This is a genomic window from Streptomyces sp. NBC_00597 (assembly GCF_041431095.1).
GTDB lineage: Bacteria > Actinomycetota > Actinomycetes > Streptomycetales > Streptomycetaceae > Streptomyces.
On record NZ_CP107757.1, the window covers coordinates 2,842,607 to 2,866,257 of the forward strand.

26 protein-coding genes are annotated in these 23,651 nt (G+C 72.1%); 10 read left to right on the top strand and 16 right to left on the bottom strand.

Going from position 1 to position 23,651, the window contains the following annotated elements; genetic code table 11:
* Window positions 1-38: 38 nt before the first annotated feature.
* Entirely contained in the window at window positions 39-317 is a 279-nt protein-coding gene (locus OG974_RS12590) for a GlsB/YeaQ/YmgE family stress response membrane protein (protein ID WP_327282780.1), read from the bottom strand.
* Between the two features lie 233 nt (window positions 318-550).
* Between OG974_RS12590 and OG974_RS12595 the strand changes: the two genes are divergently transcribed.
* Together OG974_RS12595 and OG974_RS12600 are read left to right on the top strand one after the other, a co-directional pair.
* Complete coding sequence (locus tag OG974_RS12595) at window positions 551-829, top strand: DUF3099 domain-containing protein (RefSeq protein ID WP_371646481.1); 279 nt, start codon at window positions 551-553, stop codon at window positions 827-829.
* Window positions 830-975: 146 nt separating this feature from the next.
* A complete protein-coding gene (locus OG974_RS12600) occupies window positions 976-1,251 on the top strand; it encodes a hypothetical protein (protein WP_328762323.1) in 276 nt (91 codons plus the stop codon).
* Window positions 1,252-1,280: 29 nt separating this feature from the next.
* Here the strand turns inward: OG974_RS12600 and moaA are convergent, their stop codons facing one another.
* From moaA to OG974_RS12615, 3 genes are all read right to left on the bottom strand, one after another.
* On the bottom strand, window positions 1,281-2,270 hold the full coding sequence (gene moaA, locus OG974_RS12605; RefSeq protein WP_327282783.1) for a GTP 3',8-cyclase MoaA: 990 nt from the start codon (window positions 2,268-2,270) through the stop codon (window positions 1,281-1,283).
* A gap of 177 nt (window positions 2,271-2,447) precedes the next feature.
* Complete coding sequence (locus OG974_RS12610) at window positions 2,448-4,085, bottom strand: cation acetate symporter (protein WP_327282784.1); 1,638 nt, start codon at window positions 4,083-4,085, stop codon at window positions 2,448-2,450.
* Window positions 4,082-4,447, bottom strand: coding sequence for a DUF485 domain-containing protein (locus OG974_RS12615; protein ID WP_327282785.1), 366 nt, complete (start codon window positions 4,445-4,447; stop codon window positions 4,082-4,084). The genes OG974_RS12610 and OG974_RS12615 overlap by 4 nt, the downstream gene beginning before the upstream one ends.
* A 264-nt stretch (window positions 4,448-4,711) precedes the next feature.
* On the opposite strand from OG974_RS12615, the gene OG974_RS12620 reads away from it, so the two are divergent.
* A complete protein-coding gene (locus tag OG974_RS12620) occupies window positions 4,712-6,253 on the top strand; it encodes a S8 family serine peptidase (RefSeq protein ID WP_328762324.1) in 1,542 nt (513 codons plus the stop codon).
* A gap of 69 nt (window positions 6,254-6,322) precedes the next feature.
* Here OG974_RS12620 and OG974_RS12625 read toward each other — a convergent pair whose 3' ends face one another.
* Genes OG974_RS12625 through OG974_RS12635 form a run of 3 tightly spaced genes read right to left on the bottom strand, consistent with a single transcriptional unit; the run spans window position 6,323 to window position 8,974 of the window.
* Complete coding sequence (locus OG974_RS12625; protein WP_327282787.1) at window positions 6,323-7,366, bottom strand: zinc-dependent alcohol dehydrogenase family protein; 1,044 nt, start codon at window positions 7,364-7,366, stop codon at window positions 6,323-6,325.
* Between the two features lie 28 nt (window positions 7,367-7,394).
* On the bottom strand, window positions 7,395-8,090 hold the full coding sequence (locus OG974_RS12630) for a lysoplasmalogenase (RefSeq protein WP_328762326.1): 696 nt from the start codon (window positions 8,088-8,090) through the stop codon (window positions 7,395-7,397).
* On the bottom strand, window positions 8,087-8,974 hold the full coding sequence (locus OG974_RS12635) for a sterol desaturase family protein (protein WP_328762328.1): 888 nt from the start codon (window positions 8,972-8,974) through the stop codon (window positions 8,087-8,089). The genes OG974_RS12630 and OG974_RS12635 overlap by 4 nt, the downstream gene beginning before the upstream one ends.
* Window positions 8,975-9,087: 113 nt before the next feature.
* Between OG974_RS12635 and OG974_RS12640 the strand changes: the two genes are divergently transcribed.
* On the top strand, window positions 9,088-12,183 hold the full coding sequence (locus OG974_RS12640; RefSeq protein WP_328762329.1) for an NACHT domain-containing protein: 3,096 nt from the start codon (window positions 9,088-9,090) through the stop codon (window positions 12,181-12,183).
* Window positions 12,184-12,205: 22 nt separating this feature from the next.
* Here OG974_RS12640 and OG974_RS12645 read toward each other — a convergent pair whose 3' ends face one another.
* The 4 genes from OG974_RS12645 to OG974_RS12660 are packed head-to-tail and all read right to left on the bottom strand — an operon-like array spanning window position 12,206 to window position 16,410.
* Entirely contained in the window at window positions 12,206-13,426 is a 1,221-nt protein-coding gene (locus tag OG974_RS12645) for an amidohydrolase family protein (RefSeq protein ID WP_328762331.1), read from the bottom strand.
* Complete coding sequence (locus OG974_RS12650; RefSeq protein ID WP_327282792.1) at window positions 13,423-14,715, bottom strand: amidohydrolase family protein; 1,293 nt, start codon at window positions 14,713-14,715, stop codon at window positions 13,423-13,425. The genes OG974_RS12645 and OG974_RS12650 overlap by 4 nt, the downstream gene beginning before the upstream one ends.
* Before the next feature lie 11 nt (window positions 14,716-14,726).
* The gene (locus tag OG974_RS12655; protein WP_328762333.1) at window positions 14,727-15,611 is read right to left on the bottom strand and encodes an SDR family NAD(P)-dependent oxidoreductase; all 885 of its coding nucleotides are present in this window, start codon (window positions 15,609-15,611) and stop codon (window positions 14,727-14,729) included.
* A 1-nt stretch (window position 15,612) separates the two neighbouring features.
* Window positions 15,613-16,410: an acetoacetate decarboxylase family protein gene (locus OG974_RS12660; protein WP_327282794.1), complete on the bottom strand. Its 798-nt coding sequence runs from the start codon at window positions 16,408-16,410 to the stop codon at window positions 15,613-15,615.
* 122 nt (window positions 16,411-16,532) lie between these two features.
* Here OG974_RS12660 and OG974_RS12665 point away from each other — a divergent pair, with 122 nt between their 5' ends.
* From OG974_RS12665 to OG974_RS12685, 5 genes are all read left to right on the top strand, one after another.
* The gene (locus tag OG974_RS12665; RefSeq protein ID WP_329313141.1) at window positions 16,533-17,225 is read left to right on the top strand and encodes a TetR family transcriptional regulator; all 693 of its coding nucleotides are present in this window, start codon (window positions 16,533-16,535) and stop codon (window positions 17,223-17,225) included.
* A gap of 43 nt (window positions 17,226-17,268) precedes the next feature.
* On the top strand, window positions 17,269-18,246 hold the full coding sequence (locus OG974_RS12670) for a DEDDh family exonuclease (RefSeq protein ID WP_327285599.1): 978 nt from the start codon (window positions 17,269-17,271) through the stop codon (window positions 18,244-18,246).
* A gap of 64 nt (window positions 18,247-18,310) precedes the next feature.
* Window positions 18,311-18,544: a hypothetical protein gene (locus tag OG974_RS12675; protein ID WP_078613516.1), complete on the top strand. Its 234-nt coding sequence runs from the start codon at window positions 18,311-18,313 to the stop codon at window positions 18,542-18,544.
* Between the two features lie 70 nt (window positions 18,545-18,614).
* Window positions 18,615-19,409: an SURF1 family protein gene (locus tag OG974_RS12680; protein WP_327282796.1), complete on the top strand. Its 795-nt coding sequence runs from the start codon at window positions 18,615-18,617 to the stop codon at window positions 19,407-19,409.
* A gap of 10 nt (window positions 19,410-19,419) precedes the next feature.
* Window positions 19,420-20,175: an SDR family oxidoreductase gene (locus OG974_RS12685; RefSeq protein WP_328762338.1), complete on the top strand. Its 756-nt coding sequence runs from the start codon at window positions 19,420-19,422 to the stop codon at window positions 20,173-20,175.
* 42 nt (window positions 20,176-20,217) lie between these two features.
* Here OG974_RS12685 and amaP read toward each other — a convergent pair whose 3' ends face one another.
* The 5 genes from amaP to OG974_RS12710 are packed head-to-tail and all read right to left on the bottom strand — an operon-like array spanning window position 20,218 to window position 22,466.
* Window positions 20,218-20,793 (bottom strand): alkaline shock response membrane anchor protein AmaP, encoded by a 576-nt coding sequence (gene amaP, locus OG974_RS12690; RefSeq protein WP_327282798.1) that lies wholly within the window; start codon window positions 20,791-20,793, stop codon window positions 20,218-20,220.
* Window positions 20,794-20,797: 4 nt separating this feature from the next.
* Window positions 20,798-21,400 carry a DUF6286 domain-containing protein gene (locus tag OG974_RS12695; protein WP_327282799.1) on the bottom strand — a complete coding sequence of 201 codons (603 nt, stop codon included), beginning with the start codon at window positions 21,398-21,400 and terminating at the stop codon, window positions 20,798-20,800.
* Window positions 21,397-21,834, bottom strand: a complete 438-nt coding sequence (locus tag OG974_RS12700; RefSeq protein WP_327282800.1) for a hypothetical protein — start codon at window positions 21,832-21,834, stop codon at window positions 21,397-21,399. The genes OG974_RS12695 and OG974_RS12700 overlap by 4 nt, the downstream gene beginning before the upstream one ends.
* Window positions 21,835-21,841: 7 nt before the next feature.
* On the bottom strand, window positions 21,842-22,024 hold the full coding sequence (locus OG974_RS12705) for a hypothetical protein (protein ID WP_327282801.1): 183 nt from the start codon (window positions 22,022-22,024) through the stop codon (window positions 21,842-21,844).
* A 10-nt stretch (window positions 22,025-22,034) separates the two neighbouring features.
* Window positions 22,035-22,466: an Asp23/Gls24 family envelope stress response protein gene (locus OG974_RS12710; RefSeq protein WP_327282802.1), complete on the bottom strand. Its 432-nt coding sequence runs from the start codon at window positions 22,464-22,466 to the stop codon at window positions 22,035-22,037.
* Between the two features lie 189 nt (window positions 22,467-22,655).
* Here OG974_RS12710 and OG974_RS12715 point away from each other — a divergent pair, with 189 nt between their 5' ends.
* A complete protein-coding gene (locus OG974_RS12715) occupies window positions 22,656-23,609 on the top strand; it encodes a zinc-binding dehydrogenase (protein WP_371646489.1) in 954 nt (317 codons plus the stop codon).
* The last annotated feature ends 42 nt before the right edge of the window (window positions 23,610-23,651 follow it).

The following is a 23,651-nucleotide window of genomic DNA, read 5'->3' on the forward strand; positions in this document are numbered from 1 at the left end:
CGGACGGATGTCCGGCCGGCCCCTCCGTCATGCCGCCCTCAGATCGTCTGCTTCTTCCCGCCCCGCAGCGACATGTAGATCATCTCGCCGAGGCCCACGATCAGGACGGCTCCGGCGAGCTCCAGCAGGTGCCGGGTCCAGTCGATGCCCTTGGTGTCCCCGACGCCGATCCAGTGCGCGACGGCGTTGCCGAGGATCGCACCGACGATGCCGAAGAGGGTGGTCAGCCAGAGGGGCTGGTGCTGTTTGCCCGGCAGGATCGCCCGGGCTATGAGGCCCAGCACGAAACCGACGATGATCGCCCACAACCATTGCATGTCGAGCCTCCTCGTGGCGCGTTGTGCGCATGTGGGCCCAGTTTCGACCCGTACGGCCTACTGCGCATTTCGGACGGCCCCGTTCGGGGGACACCCCCTCTCCTCGTCACGGAACGGGCGGCGTACGGTGGAGAGGTCCGGACCGGGGAGCGTCCGGCAGGCGAATCGGGCGGTGGAGCGTGGAGCGGAAGAAGCGGAACGGAGCCGAGGTCTTCCGGATCACCGGAGCCCGGATGAGCCTCGACGAGGACGTGCGGGGACGCCAGCGCCGGTACGTCATCTCGATGGCGATCAGGACGCTGTCGGTGGTGGCGACGGTGGTCCTGTGGAACGTGGAACGTCACGTGGCGATCGTGACGCTCATCGCGGGCGCGCTGCTACCGTACGTGGCCGTGGTCATCGCCAACGCGGGGCGCGAATCGACCCCCTCACTGCCCTCGCACTTCATCCCCTCACCTGTGCGTCCGGCACTGAACACGGGAAACCTCAAGAAAACCTCAGATCAATCATGAAGTTCCGGTGCACTGCACCGGGTCCTGCGTGACATACTGCCTACGCGCTCCGCATCCCCCGTCGGAGCGACGGACCGACGCCGGGCAGCTCCCCCCGTGGCTGCCCGGCGTCGCCTTTCCGTGGCAGGGGTTTGTAGGGTTGAGGCGTGAACTCCCCTGACTCCCCCGATGCTCCCGACGCCGCTCGTTCCCCCGGGTCCGCCGAGGCGCCCGCCTGCTCGGCGAAGGGCTGCCGCGATGCGGCCGTCTGGGTCCTTGTGTGGAACAACCCGAAGCTGCACGCGCCGGAGCGCCGCAAGACCTGGCTGGCGTGCGAGGAGCACCGCGAACACCTGTCCCAGTTCCTGGGGGTCCGCGGCTTCCTCAAGGACGTCGTGAAGCTGGACGAATGGGTCCAGCCGGAGGGCTCGGAGCGCCGCTAGGCGCCGGAGCGGCGGTCGCCGATCGGCCGTCAGCCGCCGATCGCGGACATCGGGCGGTCGGGCTGGAGGAAGGACGGGTCGTCGAGTCCGGACCCGGCCTTCTTGCCCCACATCGCCACCTTCCACAGGCGGGCGATCTCCTCGTCCGGAGCGCCGGAGCGCAGGGCTCCGCGCAGGTCCGACTCCTCGGTGGCGAACAGGCAGGTACGGACCTGGCCGTCCGCGGTGAGCCGGGTGCGGTCGCAGGCGCCGCAGAAGGGCCTGGTGACCGAGGCGATCACGCCGACGGTGGCCGGGCCGTCGTCGACCAGCCAGCGCTCCGCCGGGGCGGATCCGCGTTCTTCGGCGCCTTCCTCGGCGAGCGTGAAGCGGGTGCGCAGCGACGCGAGGATGTCCCCGGCGGTGATCATGCCGTCGCGCTTCCAGCCGTGCTGGGCATCGAGCGGCATCTGCTCGATGAAGCGAAGTTCGTACTCGTTCTCGACGGCCCAGGCGAGCAGGTCGGGGGCCTCGTCGTCGTTCAGGCCCGGCATCAGGACGGCGTTGACCTTGACGGGGGTCAGGCCGGCCTCGCGGGCCGCGGCCATGCCGTCGATGACGTCGTGGTGCCGGTCGCGCCGGGTGAGGGTCTTGAAGACCTCGGGCCGCAGCGTGTCCAACGAAACGTTTACCCGGTCCAGGCCCGCGGCCTTGAGCGCCTGTGCGGTGCGCTTGAGGCCTATGCCGTTGGTGGTCAGGGACATCTTGGGGCGGGGCTCCAAGGCCGCGCACTGTTCGACGATCCCGACCAGGCCGGGGCGCAGCAGCGGCTCCCCGCCGGTGAAGCGGACTTCGGTGATGCCCAGCTGTGTGACGGCGATGCGGATCAGCCGGACGATCTCCTCGTCACTCAGCAGATCCGATTTCCCGAGCCACTGCAGGCCCTCCTCGGGCATGCAGTACGTACAGCGCAGATTGCACCGGTCGGTGAGCGAGACGCGCAGGTCAGTGGCCACGCGGCCGTAGGTGTCGAGAAGCATTTCGGGCCCCCTCCCCAGTCCGGTCCATAGAGGTTTGCGCCACTTTGAATAAATGCCTGGCGCTGTATTCGAGCCTACGCGACGGCCGTGACTCCTCGGGATGCCCAAATGAACGAGACACGGCGTGGCCGCGTCGTAGAGAAGTACGACGCGGCCACGTTCCGTGTGTGGAGTATTTCAGTGCGCGCCCGTTCCCGTGAGGGAGCGGACCTCAAGTTCCGCGAACTTCTTGGGGTCGGCCTCCTCCTTGGACAGGAGGGTTCCCAGCCAGCCCAGCAGGAAGCCGAGCGGGATCGAGACGATGCCCGGGTTCTCCAGGGGGAACCAGTAGAAGTCGGCGTCCTTGAACATCGAGGTGGGCTTTCCGGAGACGACCGGGGAGAACAGCACCAGGACGACCGCGGAGACGAGGCCTCCGTAGATGGACCACAGTGCGCCCCGGGTGGTGAAGCGCTTCCAGAAGAGGCTGTAGAGGATCGTCGGCAGGTTCGCGGAGGCGGCGACCGCGAAGGCGAGGGCGACGAGCCCGGCGACGTTGAGGTCGCGGGCCAGGGCGCCGAGGCCGATGGCGACGGCGCCGATCACGACGGTGGACCAGCGGGCCGCCCGGACCTCCTCCTTCTCGGTGGCATTGCCCTTGCGGATCACGTTGACGTACAGGTCGTGGGCGAAGGACGAGGACGAGGCGAGGGTGAGCCCGGCCACCACCGCGAGGATGGTGGCGAACGCGACCGCGGAGATCACGGCGAGCAGGACCGCGCCGCCCGTGGAGCCGGCTCCGCCGCCGACCTCCTGGGCGAGCAGCGGGGCGGCGGTGTTGCCGGCCTTGTTGGAGGCGAGGATGTCGGTCCGCTTGAGCAGGGCGGCGGCGCCGAAGCCGAGGGCGATGGTCATCAGGTAGAAGGCGCCGATGATGCCGATGGCCCAGTTCACGGACTTGCGGGCGGCCTTGGCCGTGGGCACCGTGTAGAAGCGGATCAGGATGTGCGGCAGGCCGGCGGTGCCGAGGACCAGTGCGATGCCGAGCGAGATGAAGTCCAGCTTGGTCGTCGAGTCCTTGCCGTACTTGAGGCCGGGCTCCAGGAACTTGGCGCCCTGGCCGCTGTTCTCGGCCGCCTTGCCCAGCAGGTCGGAGATGTTGAAGTTGAACTTCAACAGCACCAGGAAGGTGATGAGCAGGGTGCCCGCGATGAGCAGGACCGCCTTGATCATCTGGACCCAGGTGGTGCCCTTCATGCCGCCGATGGTGACGTAGAGGATCATCAGCACGCCGACCAGCGCGACGACGGCGACCTTGCCGCCGTCGCTCGTGATGCCGAGGAGCAGCGAGACGAGCACGCCGGCGCCCGCCATCTGGGCGAGCAGATAGAAGATCGAGACCACGATGGTGGAGGTGCCGGCGGCGGTACGGACGGGCCGCTGGCGCATCCGGAACGCGAGGACGTCGCCCATCGTGTAGCGGCCGGAGTTGCGCAGCGGCTCGGCGACGAGCAGCAGGGCGACCAGCCAGGCCACGAGGAAGCCGATGGAGTAGAGGAAGCCGTCGTACCCGAAGAGCGCGATGGCGCCGGCGATGCCGAGGAAGGACGCGGCGGACATGTAGTCGCCGGAGATGGCCAGGCCGTTCTGGAAGCCGGTGAACTGGCGGCCGCCCGCGTAGAAGTCGGCGGCGTCCTTGGTCTGGCGGCCGGCCCAGATCGTGATGACGAGGGTGGCGACGACGAACAGCCCGAACAGGGTCATGATCAGCGGCCGGTGCTCGGTGGCCCCGGCGGCGAAGTCCGCCGCGAGGGGGAGCGCGAGGGTGTCGCTCATTCGCCGGCCTCCATCCGCGCCTTGATCGCCGCGGCCTTGGGGTCGAGCTTCGCGGCGGCGTGCCGGGAGTACAGGTACGCGATGAGGAAGGTCGTCGCGAACTGGGCGAGGCCGAACACGAGGGCGACGTTGACGTTGCCGAAGAGCTTGGTCCCCATGAACCCGCCGGCGTAGTTGGACAGCAGGACGTAGAGCAGGTACCAGGCGATGAAGGCCACGGTGAGAGGGAAGGCGAAGGAGCGGTAGGAAGTGCGCAGTTCGGCGAATTCGGCGCTCTGCTGGACGCTTTCGAACTCTTCGGCCGTGGGGCTCGCCGCGGGCGTTACCGCGCTGCCGTGCGGCGGCGCTGCTTCGGTGGTCACGGGGGGCTCTCCTTGTGACGCGGGTGCGGTGGGGACGACGGACAAAACAACCTCCGTGTGGGGGGGGACGGTGGCGCTGATCCCCCCTTGTCAACGGCACGTACGGCGCGTCGGGACGGTTCAACACCCGCTGATACTTGGGAAATTGATTTGTCGAACTGATGGCGGAGTGGCGAACGGCGGCACTAGGTTCACCTGTCATGAACCCGTCGTCCTGCGCGACCGCGCGCGGACGGCTTCTTTCACGGATGATGTGGAGAACCCATGGCTCATCTGGGATCCGGTCGCCGGCGTATCGCCGTACCGATCGGCCTGGCGCTCACCGCCTCGCTCGCCTTCCTGCCCTCGGTCGCGGCCTCCGCCGCCCCGCTGGGCAACACGGCGGGTACGGCGACCGCGGCGAAGCCCGACACCACGGGCCCGAAGCTCTCGTACGTCGCGAACCTGAACACGTACGCCACGGTCAAGGCCGCGAAGAAGGCCGTCGAGCGGGCCGGCGGAACGGTGGTGACGTCCTACGAGCAGATCGGGGTCGTCGTCGCACACTCCCAGAACCCGGACTTCGCCAAGCAGCTGCGCGCGCAGCGCGGCCTTTTCGTGTCGGTCGGCGCCACCCGGACGGCCCCCCTCCAGCCGGTGCAGACCACCGAGGAGGGCACGACGCAGAAGCTGAGCGCGGCGGACGCCGCCAAGGCGGCGGCAGCCGCCGCGGACGGTCAGGAGCCGCTGGAGCCCAACCAGTGGGACCTGCGGGCGATCAAGGCCGATCAGGCGCACAAGATCAACGATGGCAGCCCGGACGTCACCGTGGGCGTCATCGACACGGGTGTCGACGACACCCACCCGGACCTCGCGGCGAACTTCTCCAAGGGCCAGTCGGCGAACTGCGTCGGCGGTGTCGCGGACACCACCGACGGCGCGTGGCGCCCGTACCCCGACGGCAGCGACCACGGCACGCACGTCGCCGGGACCATCGCGGCCGCGCGCAACGGCATCGGCATCTCGGGCGTCGCCCCGGGCGTGAAGGTCGCCGCCATCAAGGTCAGCGAGCCGGGCACCAGCCTGTTCTTCACCGAGGCGGTCGTCTGCGGCTTCATGTTCGCCGCCGAGAAGGGGATCGAGGTGACCAACAACAGCTACTACGTCGACCCCTGGCTCTACAACTGCAAGGCGGACGAGGACCAGAAGGCGCTGGTGGAGGCCCTCGGCCGGGCGACCAAGTACGCCGAGCGCAAGGGCGTCCTCAGCGTGGCCTCTGCCGGGAACTCGAACCACGACCTGGCGTCGAACGCGATAGTCGACGACACGAGCCCGGACGACGGCACCCCGGTCCCGCGCACGATCGACCCGCACGTCTGCCTGGACATTCCCACCCAGCTCCCGGGTGTGGTCACGGTGAGCGCGACCGGTGACCAGGGCATCAGGTCGTACTACTCCAGCTTCGGCCTGGGCGTCGTCGACGTCGCCGCCCCCGGCGGCGACAAGTGGCAGATTCCGGCCACCCCGGACGCCAACGGTCGTGTGCTGTCCACCCTGCCGGGCGGCGGCTACGGCTACAAGCAGGGCACTTCGATGGCCGGACCGCACGTGGCGGGCGTGGCGGCGCTGCTCAAGAGCGCCCACCCGCAGGCCACGCCCTCGCAGCTCCAGGCCATGCTGAAGGCCCAGGCCACGAAGGCGGCCTGCCCGGAGAAGCTGTACGACGCCACGGGCGCGCTGGTCGACGCCACCACCTGCCAGAGCAAGTGGGGCCAGACCGGCTACTACGGCTACGGCGTGGTGGACGCGCTGAAGGCCGTGAAGTAGCGGCTCGAACGGGAGGGGCCGGCCCGGGGGAACTTCCCCGGGCCGGCCCCTCCCGTTCGAGCCGGGCCGTCAGGGCTTGATGAGCACCTTCAGCGCGCTGCGGTCGTCCATCGCACGGTAGCCGTCCGGGACCTCGTCCAGGGACACGGCGCGGTCGAAGACGGGCGCCGGGTCGATCGCGCCGCTCAGCACGTCCGCCAGCAGCTCCGGGATGTACGCGCGCACCGGGGCGACGCCGCCGCGCAGGGTGATGTTGCGGTCGAACATGACGCCGAGGTCGAGGCCCGTGCCGCTGCCGTGCGGAACGCCGACGTAGCCGATGGCCCCGCCGTCGCGGGTGATGTTCACGGCGGTGCGCATGGACTGCTCGGTGCCGACGGCCTCGATGACCGCGTGGGCGCCCTGGCCGCCGGTGAGCTCGCGGACGGCGGCCTCGGCGGCCTCGCCGCGCTCGGCGACGACGTCGGTGGCCCCGAAGAGCTTGGCGATGTCCGTACGGACGGTGTGCCGACCCAGTGCGATGATCCGCTCGGCGCCGAGGCGCTTGGCGGCGAGGACCCCGCACAGGCCGACCGCGCCGTCGCCGACGACGGCCACGGTGGAGCCCTTGCGGACGCCTGCGCCCAGGGCGGCGTGGTGCCCGGTGCCCATGACGTCGGACAGTGCGAGCAGGCCGGTCAGCAGGTGGTCGTCGGAGACGGCGTCCGCGGGCAGCTTCACGAGGGTGCCGTCGGCGTGCGGGACACGGACGGCCTCGCCCTGCCCGCCGTCGTGGCCGACCGAGCCCCAGAAGCCGCCGTCCACGCAAGAGGTGTGCAGGCCCTCGGAGCAGTAGTCGCAGGTGCCGTCGGACCACATGAAGGGGGCGACGACGAGATCGCCGGCTTTGAGGCCGGACACGGACGGGCCGGTCTCCTCGACGATGCCGAGGAACTCGTGGCCGATGCGCTGGCCGGGCTGGCGCTCGGCCTCGCCGCGGTAGGCCCACAGGTCGCTGCCGCAGATGCAGGCGCGCAGCACGCGGACGACGGCGTCCTCGGGGCGCTGGATCGCAGCGTCGGGCACCTCCTCCACGCGGATGTCGTGCGGGGCGTGGATGACGGTGGCTCGCATGGTCGTGCAGCCCTCCGGATCAGGTAGTTCAGTCTTGTAGGACTGTCCTACCGTACGCCTGCGCCGGGGCGAGAGCCCCGGTGGCCAGCAGGTACTGGGCGGCGACGTAGGTGGCCATGATCCAGAAGTCGAGGCGGGGCAGCTGCGGCCAGTCGGCGACGCCGGTGGCGATCAGCGTGTCGGAGAGCAGGAACAGCGCCCCGCCGAGGCCGGCGCGCAGGCCGAGGGCGCTGGAGCGGTAGGCCATGGCGGTGAGCAGCAGGCTGTACCCGGCGACCGGGATGCGCAGACCGGCTGGCAGGTCGCCCCAGAGCAGCGCGACGGTCCCCAGGAGGGCGACGGCGTACGCGCCCCCGAGCGCGGGATGCGTACCGCGCCGACCGAAGAGCACGAGGTAGCAGACGTGCCCGGCGGCGAAGGATCCCATGCCGACGAGGAAGGCGGGCTCGGCGTCGAAGAGCAGCGCCAGGTCCCCGCCCCATCCGAACAGCAGGGCGGCGATCAGCAGCCCGGGAGCCCGCCGGGTGACCACGTGGGCGACGAGCAGCGGCATCAGCAGCGGCTTGGCGATGACGTGCCCGAGGTGCCAGCCGGCCAGCAGCGAGCCGAGGTCGACGACGGTCGCGGCGGCGAAGGCGGCGAGCAGGATCCGGCCGGCCGCCCCGTCGGCGGCTGCCGCCGCGGGGCGCGCCCAGGAGGGCGTACGGGAGTCGGTGTCGCTCACGCGGCGTGCTCCGGGGCGGTCGCGGGCTCGGCGGCGGGGGCGGGTACGGGTGCTGGTGCGGGCTGCCAGCCGGGGCCGCGGAAGACGCGGCCCGCCCGCTCGCGCCAGCTGCGGGCGGCGCGGACGTCGCGGGCGATGGCGGCGTACTCGTGCGTGGCCACGCGCAGCGGGTTGTGGGTGTTGATGTTCTTGGTGAGCCCGTAGACGGGCTTGTCGGTCTCCCCGACCCAGGAGCCGAACATCCGGTCCCAGATGATCAGGATGCCGCCGAAGTTGCGGTCCAGGTAGCCGCCCTGGGAGGCGTGGTGGACGCGGTGGTGCGAGGGGGTGTTGAAGACGTACTCGTAGGCGCGCGGCAGCTTTCCGATGCGCTCGGTGTGGACCCAGAACTGGTAGAGGAGGTTCAGGCCGTAGCAGAACGGGATCGCGGCCGGGTGCACGCCGAGGGCGACCATCGGCAGGTAGAACCACCAGGTGGTCGCGCTGGTCCAGGGCTGGCGCAGGGCGGTGGTGAGGTTGAACCGACGGCTGCTGTGGTGGACCACGTGACAGGCCCACAGGATGCGGATGACGTGGTGGAGCCGGTGCTGCCAGTAGTAGAGGAAGTCCTGGAGGAGCAGCATCAGCAGGGCGGTCCACCACAGGAACGGGACCCGCAGCGGGGTCAGTTCGTAGACCGCCGTGAAGACGGCGACGACCGGGATCTTCCAGAGCAGGTCGAAGCCGATGCTGCCGAGCCCCATGGCGACGCTCGTGACCGCGTCCTTGGTGTCGTAGCCGGCGGCGTCCTCGTCGGGATGGAGCCGGTAGCTCACCACCTCAATGACGGTGAGCAGCACGAAGGCAGGTATGGACCACAGCACGACATCGGGCAGGTTCGGCATGCCCGCACCATAGAGCGGGTTCGGGGGCGCCGCTAGGGGTTGTTACCGATCGGTATCCATCGGTGTTACCCCGGGTTCGCGAGATGATGTCCGGGTCAAGGGGAGGGCGGGGGATGACGGGCTTCGAGACGGTTCTCTTAAAGGTGGCGGGGACGGCGGCGGGAGCGCTGGTGAAGTCCCTACTGGGCCGCGCACCGGGCGCGGGACTGGCCGCCGACCCGGTGCATCCGGCGGCCCGCTGGCAGCGCCCGGAGGAACTGGGCGGGCCGGAGGTCCGCCGGCTGGCCCACGTACTGGCCGCGCGCCTGGGCGAGGCAACGGGCCGCTTGCCGGAGCACGAACGCCTGGCGGTGGTCGACGCGGTGGGCGACGCGTTCGCCGCACTGGGGACGCTGGACGCGGAGGCCCTCTTCGCGGCGGACCTGGACCCGGCGGCCCTGGCCGCGATGCTGGCGCCGCCGCGCGGCGCGGCCCTGAGCGAGGCGGCCGAGTCCGTCTACCGCGACCTGGTCGCCCTGTGCTGCGCGCACGCCGTGGAGTACACGACGACGCTGCCGGGCTTCGGGGCGCGCGCGGAGGTGGAGCTGATCCGCCGCACCGGCGAGCTGACGCGCGTCGTGGAGCGGATGGGGCGGCGCGAGGACGGCGCGGCCCACGCGTTCGAGGAGCGGTACGCGCGCTACGTCGCCGATACCCACGGCCGCCTCCAGCTGTTCGGCCTGACCTTCAGCCAGGCCCGTGCGGAGTGGCCGCTGGACCTGGCGTACATCAGCCTGGCGGTGAGCGGCGAGCAGCTGCTGGAGGAGCCCGGCCGCCACTCGGCCATGAAGACCGAGCTGGCCTTGAGCGCCTCCGAGCGCGTCCTGCTGCGCGGCCCGGCGGGTTCGGGCAAGAGCACCCTGGTGCAGTGGCTGGCCCTGAACGCGGCGAGGCGGAGCTTCAAGGCCGGCCTGCACCACTGGAACACCCTCGTCCCCTTCGTCCTACGGCTGCGCTCGTTCAACTCGCCCGAGGGCCTGCCGATGCCGCAGGACTGGCTGCGCGCCTCGGGGGTGCCGCTGCGCGCGCCGGACGGCTGGGTCGAGAACCTGCTGTCCCAAGGGCGGGCGCTCGTCCTGGTCGACGGGGTCGACGAAGTGCCGTCCAAGTTCCGCAGCCGCACGGAGGAGTGGCTCAGATCCCTGCTCGCGGCCTATCCCCGGGCCCGTTACGTGGTGACCACCCGGCCGTCGGCGGTCCCGGAGGACTGGCTGACCGCGCAGGGCTTCTCCCTCCTGTCCCTGCTGCCGATGGAGCGCGCCGACGTGAGCGCGTTCATCACGCACTGGCACGACTCCGCCCGCGCGGAGTGCGGCTCCGAGGAGGAGCGGGACAGCCTGGAGCGGTACGAGAAGTCGCTCATCCAGTCCGTCGGCTCCCGCCGGGACCTCGGATGGCTGGCCTCGAACCCCCTCATGTGCGCCTTGCTGTGCGCCCTGAACCGGGACCGCCACATGCACCTGCCCCGGGCCCGTAAGGAGCTGTACGACGCCGCCTTGGACATGCTCCTGGTGCGCCGGGACACCGAACGGGACATATCAGGCGTCGAGGGCGTGTACCTCAGTAGGGACGAGCAGACCCTGCTGCTCCAGCGGCTCGCGTACTGGCTCATCCGCAACGGCCAGGTGGAGGCGTCCTGCACGGAGGCGCAGGAGATGGTCGGCGAGTGGCTCGCTGCCATGCCCCAGGTGCGGGCGCAGGCAGGAGTCGAGCAGGTGTTCCGGCACCTGCTGATCCGCAGCGGGCTGCTCCGCGAACCGGTACCGGGGTCGGTCCACTTCGTGCACCGGACCTTCCAGGACTACCTGGGCGCCAAAGCGGCCGTGGAAGCACGGGACTTCGGCGTGCTGGTGGGCAACGCCCACGAGGACGCGTGGGAGGACGTGGTCCGCATGGCCGTCGGGCACGCCCGCCCCGATGAGCGTGCGCGCCTGCTCCGGCAGCTGCTGCGGCGGGCCGACAAGGTCAAGCGGGACCAGAGCCGGCTGGTCCTGCTGGCCGCGGCCTGCCTGGAGCACGCCCCGGAGCTGGACCCCGCGGTCTGGCACGAGGTGGAGGCGCGTACGGCGCACCTGCTGCCGCCGCACTCGGTGGGGCAGGCCGAGGAGCTGGCCAAGGCGGGCGAACTGGTCCTGGAACTCCTGCCGGGCCCGGCGGGCCTGGACGAGCAGCAGGCCGCCGCCGTCATCCGCACGGCCGCACTGGTCGGCGGCGAGCGGGCGCTCCAGGTCATCGCCGGCTTCCGCAGGGACGACCGCTACGACGTGGTCCACGAACTGTCCGACTCCTGGGGGCGGTTCCCCAACGACGCGTACGCGGACGCGGTCCTGGCCGATGCCCCCGTGCGCGTCGGGCACCTGCACGTCCGCACGCCGGAGCAGCTGTCCGTGCTCGGCCGGATGCCCCACGTCCAACGGGTCCACCTCACGTGGAACGGCGCCATCCCGACGGATATCTCCGGGCGGCGGGACCTGGAGTGGCTGGTCATCCACCGCAATCCGGCGCTGACCGATCTCGCACCGCTGGCTGGACACCCGAAGCTCCGGCACCTCGGCGTACTGGACTGCCCGGAGGTCACGGGCATCGAGGCGGTCGCCGAGCTGGCGGCGGCGGACAGCCTCGCCTTCGGCTACCTCCGGGAGGGGCTCTCGCTGGCCCCGCTGGCGGCGGTCGAGGGGCTCAAGTCCCTGGTCATCGGGTTCGAGCCGGAACAGCGGTGGATCGGGGACGTCCCGGCGGCCGAGGGGCTGACGTCCCTGGCCCTGTGGCAAGGCGTCCGCCGGATGACCCTCGACGGGATCGAGCGGTGGCCGGGGGTGAAGGACCTGACGATCGCGGGCAGCCTGCAGTACCGGCAGCTGGTCCGCTCGCTCCCGCTCCCGGGGCTCGGCTCCCTGCAGATCCGGCATGCCGCATCCGTGTCGGCGGCGGCCCTCGTGCCGTACCGGCACCTGACCGAACTCGTGCTGATCAGGTGCGCGTTCGAGGGGACGCTGGAGCCGCTGACCGAGCTGCCCGGGCTGCGGCTTCTCGTACTGCGCGAATGCCTCGGGACACTGGACCTCTCACCGTTCGCGGACACGGACGGGCTCGTGATCGAGGTGGACCGGCGCACCAGCGTGGTCGGCGGCGAGCGGCTCCCGCCGGGGCGGCTCGTGTTCAGGCACTGAGCCGCCCGGCGGGATCACGCCCTCACCAGACCCGGACCGAGCCGCCCCGGGCGAACGCGGGGCTGGTGGCTTCGGGCGGGACCTGCGTCAGCGGCTCGGCGATCTCCGTCACCAGCGGGCCGTGCTTCGCCGCCAGGCCGTCGAGGAGGGAGAGGTCGAAGCCGTACACGCGGGCCGCGTTGCCGCCGGCCATCGCGGCGACCTCGTCCCGGGGGAGGCCCGCGTACGCGATGCGCAGGCCTTCGCGGGAGTACGGGGTGGTGCCCTCGTCGTGGGGGTAGTCGCTGCCCCACATGATCTTGTCGAGGCCGATCCGCTCCCGCAGCGGGACCTCGTGGGGGCGCATGAAGCTGGCCCCCACGAAACAGTTGTCCCGCCAGACCTCGCTCGGGCCCTTGCCCATGGACTCGGCCAGGCCCGCCCCGAACTTGGCCTCCGCCGTGGCCGAGGCCGCGACCAGGCGGCCGTGGTAGTAGTCCAGCATGTCCAGCACGCCCGGGATCCAGCCGGAGCCCTGCTCCGTCAGGACCAGCTTGAGGCCGGGGTGGCGGCGGAAGGCCCCGCCGAAGATGAGGTGCCACAGGGCTCGGTGCGAGAACCAGGTGGTCTCCACCATGAAGACGGCCCGGGCCGCCGGTTCGTCGCCGAGCGGCGGCGACGCCGAGCCGCCGTGGTGGTTGACGGGGACGTCCAGCTCGTCGCACACCGCCCAGATCGGGTCGTACGCCGCCGAGTGGAGCTCCGGGACCGACGAGCCGGGCGGCACGCCGGGCAGCAGGATGCCGCCCGTGAGGCCCGCCTCCTTCGTGCGGCGGATCTCCTTCACCGCCGCGTCCACGTCGTTCAGCAGGATCTGGACCACGCCCGCCCGGCGGCCCGGCGCGTCCGCGCAGAAGTCCGCCAGCCAGCGGTTGTGGGCCTGGAGCCCGGCCCACCGCATCGTGTACTCCGCGGCCGTCGGCGGCTGGGCCATCAAGGAGGCCTTGGGGAAGAACGGCGGGATGGTGTTGGGGAAGACGACCTCGGCCACGATGCCGTCCGCCTCCAGTTCGGACAGCCGCCGCGCCGAGTTCCAGTTGCGGTCCGCGGTGTCCGCGAGGAGGTCCTCGTACGGGTTCACGTACGTGGCGGCCCAGGCGTCGAACTCCTCGTGGTACCGCTTCTCCAGGTACGGCTTGTAGTCCAGCAGGTCCGCGCCGGCGTGGCAGTCCGCCGAGATGACCGTGTAGCGGTCGCCCGTCACCGCGACACCCCCAGGACGGGGAAGTCGTTGTCGGTCAGCCAGTGTCGGCCGACTTCGCGGGACCGGGCCCAGGAGGCCTCCACCGCCGCCTGGTCGGCGCTCTGACCCAGTTCCGTCGGTGTCGGGCCGATCCGGCGGGCGATCGGGGCGAGTTTGCCCGTGTCGAAACCGAAGACGTCCGCCGCGGCCAGGCCCAGCATCCGGCGGGTCTCGCCGACGGGGATGTCGTGGAAGGTGTTCTTCAGCCAGGACCGGGTGTCGGGCCAGGTCCCCTCGGGGTGCGGGAAGTCCGATCCCCACAGGATGTTGTCCACGCCGATCTCGTAGCGCTGCGCGAGCTCGCGCCGCTTGGTGTTCGTCGCACAGATGAACACCTGCCGGTCCAGGTACTCGCTCGGCGGGCGCTTCAGCTCCTCGAACGGCGACAGCTTCTTGCCACCGTGCGCGCCGAGGTACAGGCGGTCCATGAACCACAACTGGTTCGGCAGCCACCAGCAGCCCGACTCGGCGACGCCGAACTTCAGGCCCGGGTGCCGTTCGAAGACCCCGGACCAGAGCAGGAACCACAGCGGACGGGCCGGCCACCAGGTGACCTCGGAGACGAAGATGCCCAGGTGGTCCCCGTACTCGTGGCGGGGGGAGGACCCGGAGTGGGTGACGATCGGCATCTGCGTCTCGGCCGCGGCCGCCCAGACGGGGTCGTAGCGGCGGTCGTGGTAGGGCGCCTTGTCCACCCACATCGCGGGGATCATCAGCGCGCCGAGCCCGGAGTCCTTGGCCCGGTGGATCTCGGCGACGACCTTCGACGGCTCGCCGGTGATGGGCAGCAGGGCGACCCCGCAGTGCCGCTCGGGGGTCTGGGAGACGAACTCCGCCAGCCAGCGGTTGTGCGCCTGCGCGCCCGCCATGCCGAGCTCGGGGTCCTGGTCGCCGGAGAGCCCGAGGCCCACCCCGAAGGGCGCTGCGGTCTGGCTGTCCACGGCGTCGGCGTCGGGGAAGACGACCTCGGCGGCGACCCCGTCGCCGTCGAGTTCCTTCAGGCGCTGCGCGGTGTCCCAGCCGCCCTTGAGGCCCTCCTCGTGATCGTGGAACCACTTCTCGGCGAAGGCCTCGTTGCGGACGCCGAGGCGGGTGGCTTCGGCGCGGCGGGCGTCGCGCTGGCCGAGGAACTCGTCGAACTGCGGATGGAACCGGGAGTCGAGGTAGGGGCGGTACTGCTCGGTCGGCAGTCCCGCGTGGCAGTCGGAGGAGATGATCAGGTACGGGTCTTCGTACGGCGTGTCACTCACTGCACGGCTCCTCAGTCGAGGATGAAGCTCTCCAGGTAGGCGGGGTTGGCGCGGTCGAGCATCGACTGCGACCGGGCGCGGATCTGCCGATCGCTGTGCTCGCTCGCCGGGAGCATCCAGAAGCGGTCGGCGCGGATGCCGTCGACGACGTGCTCGGCGACCTCCTCGACCGGGGTGAAGTCCACCTCGTGGCCGGCCGCCCTCATCGCGGCCTCGTACTGGTCGAGGCCGCGGTACGGGGTCTTGCGCGGCCGCTCCTTGGCGTACCGCTCGGGCCGGTTGCGGTGCGACTCCCACAGCCCGGTGCGCAGCATGTGCGGTCCGGGGAAGAGGACGGAGGCGCCGATGGCGGCGCCCTCCGCCTTGAGGTGGGCGTACAGCGACTCGGTCATGGTGACCACGGCCGCTTTGGTGACGGCGTAGACGGAGGCGGTGGGCAGCGGGGCGATGCCGCCGTCGCCGGAGGATGTGTTGACGACGTGGCCGGGGCCGCCGCCCGCGATCATGCGGGGGACGAAGGCCTGGATCCCGTGGAAGACGCCCCAGACGTTGACGGAGAAGGCCCATTTCCAGTCGTTGGGCTCGTGCTCCCACATCCGGCCTTCGGCGCCGGAGCCGACGCCCGCGTTGTTGCAGAGCACCTGCACGGCGCCGAAGGCGTCGTACGCGGCGTCGGCCAGAGCGGTCACGGAGTCGCGGTCGCTGACGTCGACGGGCCGGGCGAGCACCTGGGCGCCGTCGGCGGTCAGCTCGTCGGCGGCCTTGCGCAGGGCGCCCTCCTCCACGTCGGCGAGGACGACCTTCAGCCCCTCGGCCGCGAAGCGGCGGGCCATGGCGAGGCCGATGCCACTGGCGGCGCCGGTGACGACGGCCACCTGCCCGGGTTCGAGGCGCACGTCAGATGCTCCCTTCGGGCGGGCCGTCGAGGATCTGCATGGGGTCGTCGTAGCGCTGGTGGACGTACGGGAGGAGGGCCTGGGCGCTGACCCGCTCCACGACGCGGCCCTTCTGGTCGGTGGTCTTCTCGCCGATGGTGATCTCCACGATCCGGCGCACGGGGAGGTCGGCGACGGGGTCGAACATCGACTCGCGCAGGACCACGTCACCGGTGATGTGCTCCAGCTTGCGGACCTTCTCGTTGCGGGTGACGTGCACGAGGACCGGGTCGGCGTCGAAGCCCGAACCGTCCACCGCGGGGAGGAACTTGAAGTAGAAGTCGGTCTTGGTGGCGGGCTCGGGCAGCGGCAGCTCGCGGTCGACCGCCCCGCGCACCTCGACGAAGGCGATCCCGTGCCGGGCCAGGGCGGCCCGTACGACGAGGCCCTCGCGCTCGACGGTGACCTCGCCCAGCTTCTTCGGTTCGCCGAAGACCTCGCGGCCTCCGACCAGGGCCCGCTCGTGGGTCATCGGCATGACCAACGGGTACCAGCCCTCGACCCCGCCGTGCTGGGCGGCGACGGCCACCGAGCCGGCGCCCAGGGGGTAGCCGGGCAGGTCGACCTTGCTGATGTTGGCCCGCACCAGGGGTCGCTCGGCGGGCTTGAGCGGAGGCGGCAGGACCGCCGCCACCACGTCCGGGTCGCTCTCCCAGACCGCGACCACGCCGGTGGACCAGATGTCGGGGAGCCGGGAACTCTTCTCGCGCGACGCCGCGATCTCGGCCTCGGTGCGCGCTCCGTACCGTATGCGTGCCATGTATCGCACCATCCCTCGTCTCGGGGGGAGTCGGTTCTGTAACACAGTTACACCGCCACCGATGAAGGGTAAAGACCCCTGCACCGACCAGAACTGACGCCCCGACAGATTGGCGGACGGCCATGGCCAGAACCACGCTCACCCGCGCCGAGGTACTGGAGGCGGCCGCCTCCCTGGTCAAGCAGCACGGCCCGGCCGCCCTCACCATGCGCAAACTCGCCGCCGAGCTGGGCACCGCGGTGACCTCCATCTACTGGCACGTCGGCAACCGCGAATCACTGCTCGACGCCCTCGTGGAGCGGACCGTCCAGGAGATGGGCGCGATCCGGCCGGCCGGCCACAGCCCCGTCGAGCGGATCCTCTCCGTGGCCCGGATCCTGCGCCGCGAACTGCGCGAGCGCCCGCACCTGATCGCGATGGTCCACGAACGCGGCCTCACCGAGCAGATGTTCCTGCCCGCCCAGCAGGCCCTGGTCCACGAGGTGCGCGCGGCCGGGCTGCGCGGGGCCCGGGCCGCCGACGCGGTGCGCGCGGTCCAGTTCCAGATCGTCGGCTTCCTGCTCGTGGAGCGCAACCGCGAACGCTCCCCCGCCCAGTCCCCCGCCGAGAGCGACCTCTGGGCTCCTCCCCCCGGCTCCGCCGGGGAGACCCCCACCGCCGCCCCCGACGACCCGGAACTCGCCCGCGCCCTGGCCCGCCCGGCGGACCCGGAACGCCTGTTCCTGCTCTCCGTACGGGCCCTGGTCCACACCCTCCTGGCCGACGGCACGACCTCCCCGCCGAGCCGTGGACGAGTGGCGGACGGCGGACGGTGAAAGGCCGTCGGGACACGGGTGTCAGTCCGTGCCGATATCCTCTGTGACCATGCTCGACGACCGTACGACCGCAGAGACGACGTGGCCGACCGCGTACCCCGAGGGGTACGCGGTCGTCGACGTGGAGACGACCGGGCTCGCTCGCGACGACCGGATAATCTCCGCCGCCGTCTACCGGCTCGACGCCCAGGGCAACGTGGAGGACCACTGGTACACCCTGGTCAACCCGCAGCGGGACCCGGGCCCGGTCTGGATCCACGGGCTGACGAGCGACATGCTCCAGGACGCGCCGCTCTTCCAGGACATCGCCGAGGAGTTCGCGGGCCGGCTCGCGGACCGGGTGCTGGTCGCGCACAACGCCATGTTCGACTGGCAGATGATCGCCCGCGAGTACGCGCGGGCCTCCGTGACCGCACCGGTCCGTCAGCGGCTGTGCACCATCGCCCTGTCGAAGGAGCTGAACCTCCCGCTGCCCAACCACAAGCTGGAGTCGCTCGCCGCGCACTTCGGGGTGGTCCAGCAGCGCGCCCACCACGCGCTCGACGACGCCCGCGTGCTCGCGGAAGCGTTCCGTCCGTCGCTGCACGCCGCCGCGCGGGACGGGGTACGGCTGCCCCTGCTGGAATGCCGCCCGCTGACGGAGTGGTCGGACTCCCCGGTCACCCCGCGGATCGGCCGGCAGGCCTCGTACGGGAGCGGCAGCTGGCGGCCCTCGCGCAAGCGGCAGCCGTGCCCGCACCCGAACCCGGGCCGCTTCGAGGACGGCAAACCGCTCAAGCAGGGCATGCGGATCGCCTTCTCGGGTGACACCTCGGTGGACCGGGAGCTGCTGGAGGACCGGGCGGTCGAGGCGGGCCTGCACGTCGCGACGAGTGTGTCGCGGCTCACGAGCCTGCTCGTGACGAACGACCCCGACTCGGCCACCTCCAAGACGGTCAAGGCGAAGTCCTTCGGTACGCCGGTGGTCGACGAGGCGGCCTTCACCCAACTGCTGCGGGACGTGGCTGCGGCAGACGGGTGAGCGTCGGGCGACTCGCCCGGCGCCCCCTTTCGCGCTGCGCCCGTCCGGTCCCACCCTGTGGCGCATGGCACGTTGTGAGGTCTGCGGAAACGATTACGGCATGTCCTTCGAGGTGCACGCGCAGGGCAGCGTGCACGTCTTCGACTGCTTCTCCTGCGCCATCCACCGCATGGCGCCGATCTGCGAGCACTGCCGGGTGCAGATCATCGGGCAGGGCGTCGAAGTCGAGGGCCAGTGGTTCTGCGGGGCGCACTGCGCCCGCGCGGAAGGGAAGGTGGGCATCGTCGACCGGGTGTGACCTCTCCTCCCCGACCCCGGACGGCCACCCGGCCACCGGGGTCTTCCCGGCTGGGGGTACCGTCGTGGGCGTGTACCGCTTTGTGCTGACCCGGCAATGGGTGTGCCTCACCCTGATCGCCCTCGCCTTCATCCCCGCGATGATCAAGCTGGGGTTCTGGCAGTACCACCGCCATGAGCACCGGGTCGCGCAGAACGAACTGATCGCGTCGAACCTGACGGCGAAGCCCGTACCGATGACCGAGGTCACCTCCCCCGGCCACCGGGTCCCGCGCGCCGACTACTGGCGCGCCGTCACCGCGACCGGTACGTACGACACCGCGCACGAGGTCGTCGTGCGCATGCGGACCGACAACGACGAGAAGGTCGGCTTCCACGTCCTCACCCCGCTCGTGCTGTCCGACGGCCGGGTGGTCCTGGTCAACCGCGGCTGGGTGGCCGGCGGCGACGACCCGCGCGCGTACCCGCCGGTGCCGGCCGCGCCCTCGGGCGAGGTGACGGTCAACGGCCGGCTGAAGGCCGACGAAACGAGCGTCGGCAGCGGCATCAAGGACCGCAAGGGCCTGCCGGACCGCCAGGTGATGCTGATCAACAGCGCGCAGCAGGCGGAGTACCTGGGCAAGCCCGTCCTCGGTGGCTACCTGGAGCTCACGGCTCCGGCCCCGGCGGGCGGCATCCCGCAGATGGTCGCCGAACCCGACCACGACTCGATCGGCCCGCACATGGCGTACGCCGTGCAGTGGTGGCTGTTCGCGGCGGCGGTGCCGGTGGGCTGGCTGGTCCTCGTCCGGCGGGAGAAGCGCGACCGTGCGGCGGCCGCGGCGGCCGGCGCCACCCCAGAGCGGGAGCCGGTGCCGACGGCGTAGCGTGTCGGGCATGGATCTTGGACTGAAAGACCGTGTCTACGTCGTCACCGGAGCCACCCGTGGCCTGGGCTTCGCCTCGGCGCGCGAACTGGCGGCGGACGGCGCGAAGGTGATCGTGACGGGCCGCGACGCGGCGCGGGCCGCCGAAGCGGCGGCCTCGCTGGGGCCGGACGTGGTGGGGGTCGCCGCGGACAACTCCGACCCGGAGGCGGCGGCCAGGCTCGTCGCCACCGCGAAGGAACGCTTCGGCCGCCTGGACGGCATCCTCATCAGCGTCGGCGGCCCCACCCCCGGCTTCGCGGCGACCAACACCGACGAGCAGTGGGCCGCGGCGTTCGAGTCGGTTTTCCTGGGCGCGGTACGGCTGGCCCGCGCGGCGGCCGCCGAACTGGGCGAGGGCGGGGTCATCGGCTTCGTCCTGTCGGGCTCGGTCCACGAGCCGATCCCGGGCCTGACGATCTCCAACGGCCTGCGGCCGGGGCTGGCGGGCTTCGCCAAGTCCCTCTCGGTGGAGCTCGGACCGCGCGGCATCCGCGTGGTCGGACTGTTGCCGGCCCGGATCGATACCGACCGGGTGCGCGATCTCGACGCCCTGTCGGGCGATGGGGCGGCGGCCCGCGCGGCCAATGAAGCCGGCATTCCGCTGCGCCGCTACGGCACCCCGGAGGAGTTCGGCCGCTCGGCGGCGTTCCTGCTGTCGCCCGCGGCCTCGTACCTGACGGGCATCATGCTCCCGGTCGACGGCGGCTCCCGCCACGGCTTCTGACGCCCCGGCCTCCCCCGGGCTCGCCTCCCCGGGCCGGCCGCCTCAGGTGACGCGGCGGGCCCGGTGGGAGGCGACCCGGAACCGGGCCACCACCGGGAGTTCGGGGAGGCCCGCCGACCGGCGGGCATGGCCGAGCACCGGCCCGGCCAACGCTGCCAGGGCATCGGCCGGGACCGCATGCGGCTCCAGTTCCAGCTCCACCCGCAGGTTCGGACCCCCACGACGGCTTCGGCGCCCCTGGCGGCCCCGCAGGACGACGCTGCACCGGGCGACCCCGTCCAGCGCGCCCGCCTCCGCGGCCACCACATCCTCCAGGGCCCGCCCCCGCAGCACCGCGAACGCGCCGTCTGCGGTGTCCACCACCAGCGCCCGCAACCGCGAGCGCCGCAGCTGCGCCAGCAGCCACCACAACGCGAGCACCACGCAAACCCCGAGCCCCGCGAGCACCGCCCACCACCACCAGCCCTCGGCATGCCAGTACCGCGCCCGGGTCGCCGCCGTCAGCAGTGGCTCGTGGCGGCCGCCGAGCGGCCGGAACGCCGCCAGCAGGGCCACCCCGGCCACCAGCAGCACGGCGCCGATGATCCCGAGCAGGATCCGGTTCACCGTCCCGAGCATCCCCTCACCTCTTCCCGACGGGGGCCCTGGTGACCCGTACCCGCGGCTGCGGCGCGTCCGCGAGGCCCAGTTCCCCGATGCCGATGGCGAGGACCTCCTCCAGGTCCGCCCGTACCTCGTCCAGCTCGCGGAAGTGGGACTCCGCCCGGACCGCGACACGGGACCGCCGCACCGCGACCCGCGCCGAGCGCACCCCGGACACCTCCATCGCCCGGTCCCGCAGCACCAGCGCGGCGGCCTTGCGCCCCAGCCCGGCCCGGACCCCGGCCTGCGGGTCCGGCGTCCGCATCGACAGGATCCTGCGCAGCCCGGGGGTCAGGGCGAGGAGCAGCAGCACCGCCCCGACCACGACGAGGGCCCCGGCGCCGACGAGCACCCAGAGGTCCGCGGGCGTCTGCTGCTCCAGCTGGTGGGCGAGTTCCCGGCGCCACTGCATGCCGGGGCGGCCGGCCCGTACGGCGGCGAGGTCGTAGAGGAACAGGCCCGCCGCCCCGAGCACGGCCAGTGCCGTCAGCGCGGCCGGGATCCGCCGGGCGGACCGGAAGCGGGCGACGCGGGCCGGGGCCACCGTCTGGGGCGGGGCTTGGCCGGGGGCGGGCGCCGTCACCGCAGCTTCCGGTCCCGTACGGCGGCGGTCCGGGTGTGCGCGGAATGCAGGTGCTCGATGTCGATGTCCACCTCGGGCACGGACATGCCGGCGCACTCCTCGACGCGGTGGACGACCTGGTGGCGGACGGCCGCGCACTGCGCGGCGAGGTCGGAGGGGTAGGCGAGCTCAAGGCTCACCCGCACCCGGGCGATGTCGTGGTGCACGGTGACGGTGGCGTGCGGGGCGGCCGCCGCGCCCCGGGCGGAACCGGAGGCACCCGGACCACCGGGGACCCCCGTGGGCCCGTCGGCCTGGAGCGGCCCGACCGGCCGTGCGGCGAGGGCCTCCCGGGCGGCCTGCGCAGCGATCTTGGCGACGACCCGGTCGGCGATCCGGGTGGCCCCCCGTTCGGCGGGGGGCACGCGCGGCGGGACCGCCCGTGGCGTGGTCATCGGGGCCTCACCTGTCGCGGTCGCGGGGACGGAAGAAGTCGCCGGGTTCCAGGTCCCCGTCCAGGAACCGGCCGACGATGAAGCCGATGGCGCCCAGCGCCGCCACCAGCAGGAAGGCTCCGAATCCGCCGAAGTATCCGGCGAACGCGAGCGCCATGCCGGCGAAGAGGCCGACGATCGCCATCCTCATGCGGGCTCCTTCACTGGAGTCGGGGCTCCGGCTCCTCGTCGGGCTCGTCGGGGAGCTTCACATCGCTGACCGCGATGTTGACCTCGACGACCTCAAGGCTGGTCATCCGCTCGACCGCCGAGATGACGTTCTCGCGGACGGCCCGCGCCACGTCGCGGATCGCCACGCCGTAGTCGACGACGATCTCCAGGTCGAGGGCCGTCTGCAGCTCGCCGACCTCGGCCTTCACTCCGCGGGTGACCGACGATTTCGCCCCGCCGGGTACCCGGTCGCGGACGGCGCCGAAGGTACGGGAGAAGCCGCTGCCGCTGCCCATGGCGTGGACGCCGACCACCTCGCGGGCGGCGAGTCCGGCGATCTTCTCGACCACCCCGTCCGAGATGGTGGTGCGGCCGCGGTCGGCCGGATTGCGGGAGGCGCCCCCGGCTGTGGATTCGGTCATCGCGTGTCCCTTCGCGCGGATTGGACTCACTCCGCACCACGGTAAGCGCGGAGCCGCGACGGCGCGCAGGGACTACGCCGGTCGGCCGGGAACGGATTTGGGATCACCCTTGACCTCGACCGCGGTTGAGGTCCGAGAGTTGGGCGGTGATCAAGGCCGAAAGGGCCGGGTCGGACGAGGGGAAACATCATGCGCGCGATACGGGTGGACGGGTACGGCGGTCCAGAGGTCCTGGTGCCGGTGGAACTGCCGGATCCGGTCCCGGGGGCGGGCGAGGTGGTGGTCCGCACCGAGGCCGTGGACACGATCTTCGTGGAGACCCAGATCCGCGGGGGCTGGGGCGAGGCCTTCGGCGTCAACCCGCCGTACGTGCCGGGCGGCGCGGCCGCGGGGACGGTCGTCGCCGTGGGCGAAGGGGTGGACCCGGGCTGGCAGGGCCGCCGGGTCGTGGCGGCCCCGGGCACGAAGGGGACGTACGCGGAACTGGTCCGGGTCCCGCAGGCGCTGCTGGTCCCGGTCCCGGCGGGGCTGGAGCCGGCCGAGGCGGCGGCGCTGGCGCACGACGGAGTGACCGGTACGGGCATCGCGGAGGGCGTCGGCATCGGGGCGGGCGACCGGGTGCTGATCCTCGGCGCCGCCGGCGGGATGGGCACGCTGCTGGTACAGCTCGCGGTGGCGGCGGGGGCGTACGTGGTGGGGGCCGCGCGGGGCGAGCGGAAGCTCGCGCTGATCCGGGAGCTGGGCGCGGACCTGGCGGTGGACTACACGGAGCCGGGCTGGACCGGTGCGGTCGGCGGTCCGGTGGACGTCCTGCTGGACGGCGTCGGCGGCGAGCTGGGACTGGCCGGCTTCGGGCTGGTCCGCGACGGCGGGCGGGTCTCGGCACACGGCGCCCCGAGCGGCGGCTTCACCGAACTGGATCCGGCGGAGGCGGAGCGGCGCGGGATCGCCCTGCGCGGGATCGCGGACGTCCAGTTCCCGCCCGCGGAGATCACCCGCCTGGCGGGCTTCGCCCTGGCCGAGGCAGCGGCCGGGCGGCTGCGCCCGGTGATCGCCCGGAGGTTCCCGCTGGCCGAGGCCGAGGAGGCGCACCGCGCGATCGAGGCCCGCGCCGTCCCGGGCAAGGCCCTGCTGATCCCCTGACCGGAGCGGCGGTGCGGCGCGCGTTCCCCCGGGCCGGAGCTC

Excerpts from the sequence above, each read along its gene's own strand:
- OG974_RS12590 (WP_327282780.1), bottom strand. The coding sequence starts at position 317 with ATGCAATGGTTGTGGGCGATCATCGTCGGTTTCGTGCTGGGCCTCATA.
- OG974_RS12595 (WP_371646481.1), top strand. The coding sequence starts at position 551 with ATGAGCCTCGACGAGGACGTGCGGGGACGCCAGCGCCGGTACGTCATC.
- moaA (WP_327282783.1), bottom strand. The coding sequence starts at position 2,270 with ATGCTTCTCGACACCTACGGCCGCGTGGCCACTGACCTGCGCGTCTCG.
- OG974_RS12610 (WP_327282784.1), bottom strand. The coding sequence starts at position 4,085 with ATGAGCGACACCCTCGCGCTCCCCCTCGCGGCGGACTTCGCCGCCGGG.
- OG974_RS12620 (WP_328762324.1), top strand. The coding sequence starts at position 4,712 with ATGGCTCATCTGGGATCCGGTCGCCGGCGTATCGCCGTACCGATCGGC.
- OG974_RS12625 (WP_327282787.1), bottom strand. The coding sequence starts at position 7,366 with ATGCGAGCCACCGTCATCCACGCCCCGCACGACATCCGCGTGGAGGAG.
- OG974_RS12635 (WP_328762328.1), bottom strand. The coding sequence starts at position 8,974 with ATGCCGAACCTGCCCGATGTCGTGCTGTGGTCCATACCTGCCTTCGTG.
- OG974_RS12640 (WP_328762329.1), top strand. The coding sequence starts at position 9,088 with ATGACGGGCTTCGAGACGGTTCTCTTAAAGGTGGCGGGGACGGCGGCG.
- OG974_RS12660 (WP_327282794.1), bottom strand. The coding sequence starts at position 16,410 with ATGGCACGCATACGGTACGGAGCGCGCACCGAGGCCGAGATCGCGGCG.
- OG974_RS12665 (WP_329313141.1), top strand. The coding sequence starts at position 16,533 with ATGGCCAGAACCACGCTCACCCGCGCCGAGGTACTGGAGGCGGCCGCC.
- OG974_RS12675 (WP_078613516.1), top strand. The coding sequence starts at position 18,311 with ATGGCACGTTGTGAGGTCTGCGGAAACGATTACGGCATGTCCTTCGAG.
- OG974_RS12685 (WP_328762338.1), top strand. The coding sequence starts at position 19,420 with ATGGATCTTGGACTGAAAGACCGTGTCTACGTCGTCACCGGAGCCACC.
- amaP (WP_327282798.1), bottom strand. The coding sequence starts at position 20,793 with ATGCTCGGGACGGTGAACCGGATCCTGCTCGGGATCATCGGCGCCGTG.
- OG974_RS12700 (WP_327282800.1), bottom strand. The coding sequence starts at position 21,834 with ATGACCACGCCACGGGCGGTCCCGCCGCGCGTGCCCCCCGCCGAACGG.
- OG974_RS12705 (WP_327282801.1), bottom strand. The coding sequence starts at position 22,024 with ATGAGGATGGCGATCGTCGGCCTCTTCGCCGGCATGGCGCTCGCGTTC.
- OG974_RS12710 (WP_327282802.1), bottom strand. The coding sequence starts at position 22,466 with ATGACCGAATCCACAGCCGGGGGCGCCTCCCGCAATCCGGCCGACCGC.
- OG974_RS12715 (WP_371646489.1), top strand. The coding sequence starts at position 22,656 with ATGCGCGCGATACGGGTGGACGGGTACGGCGGTCCAGAGGTCCTGGTG.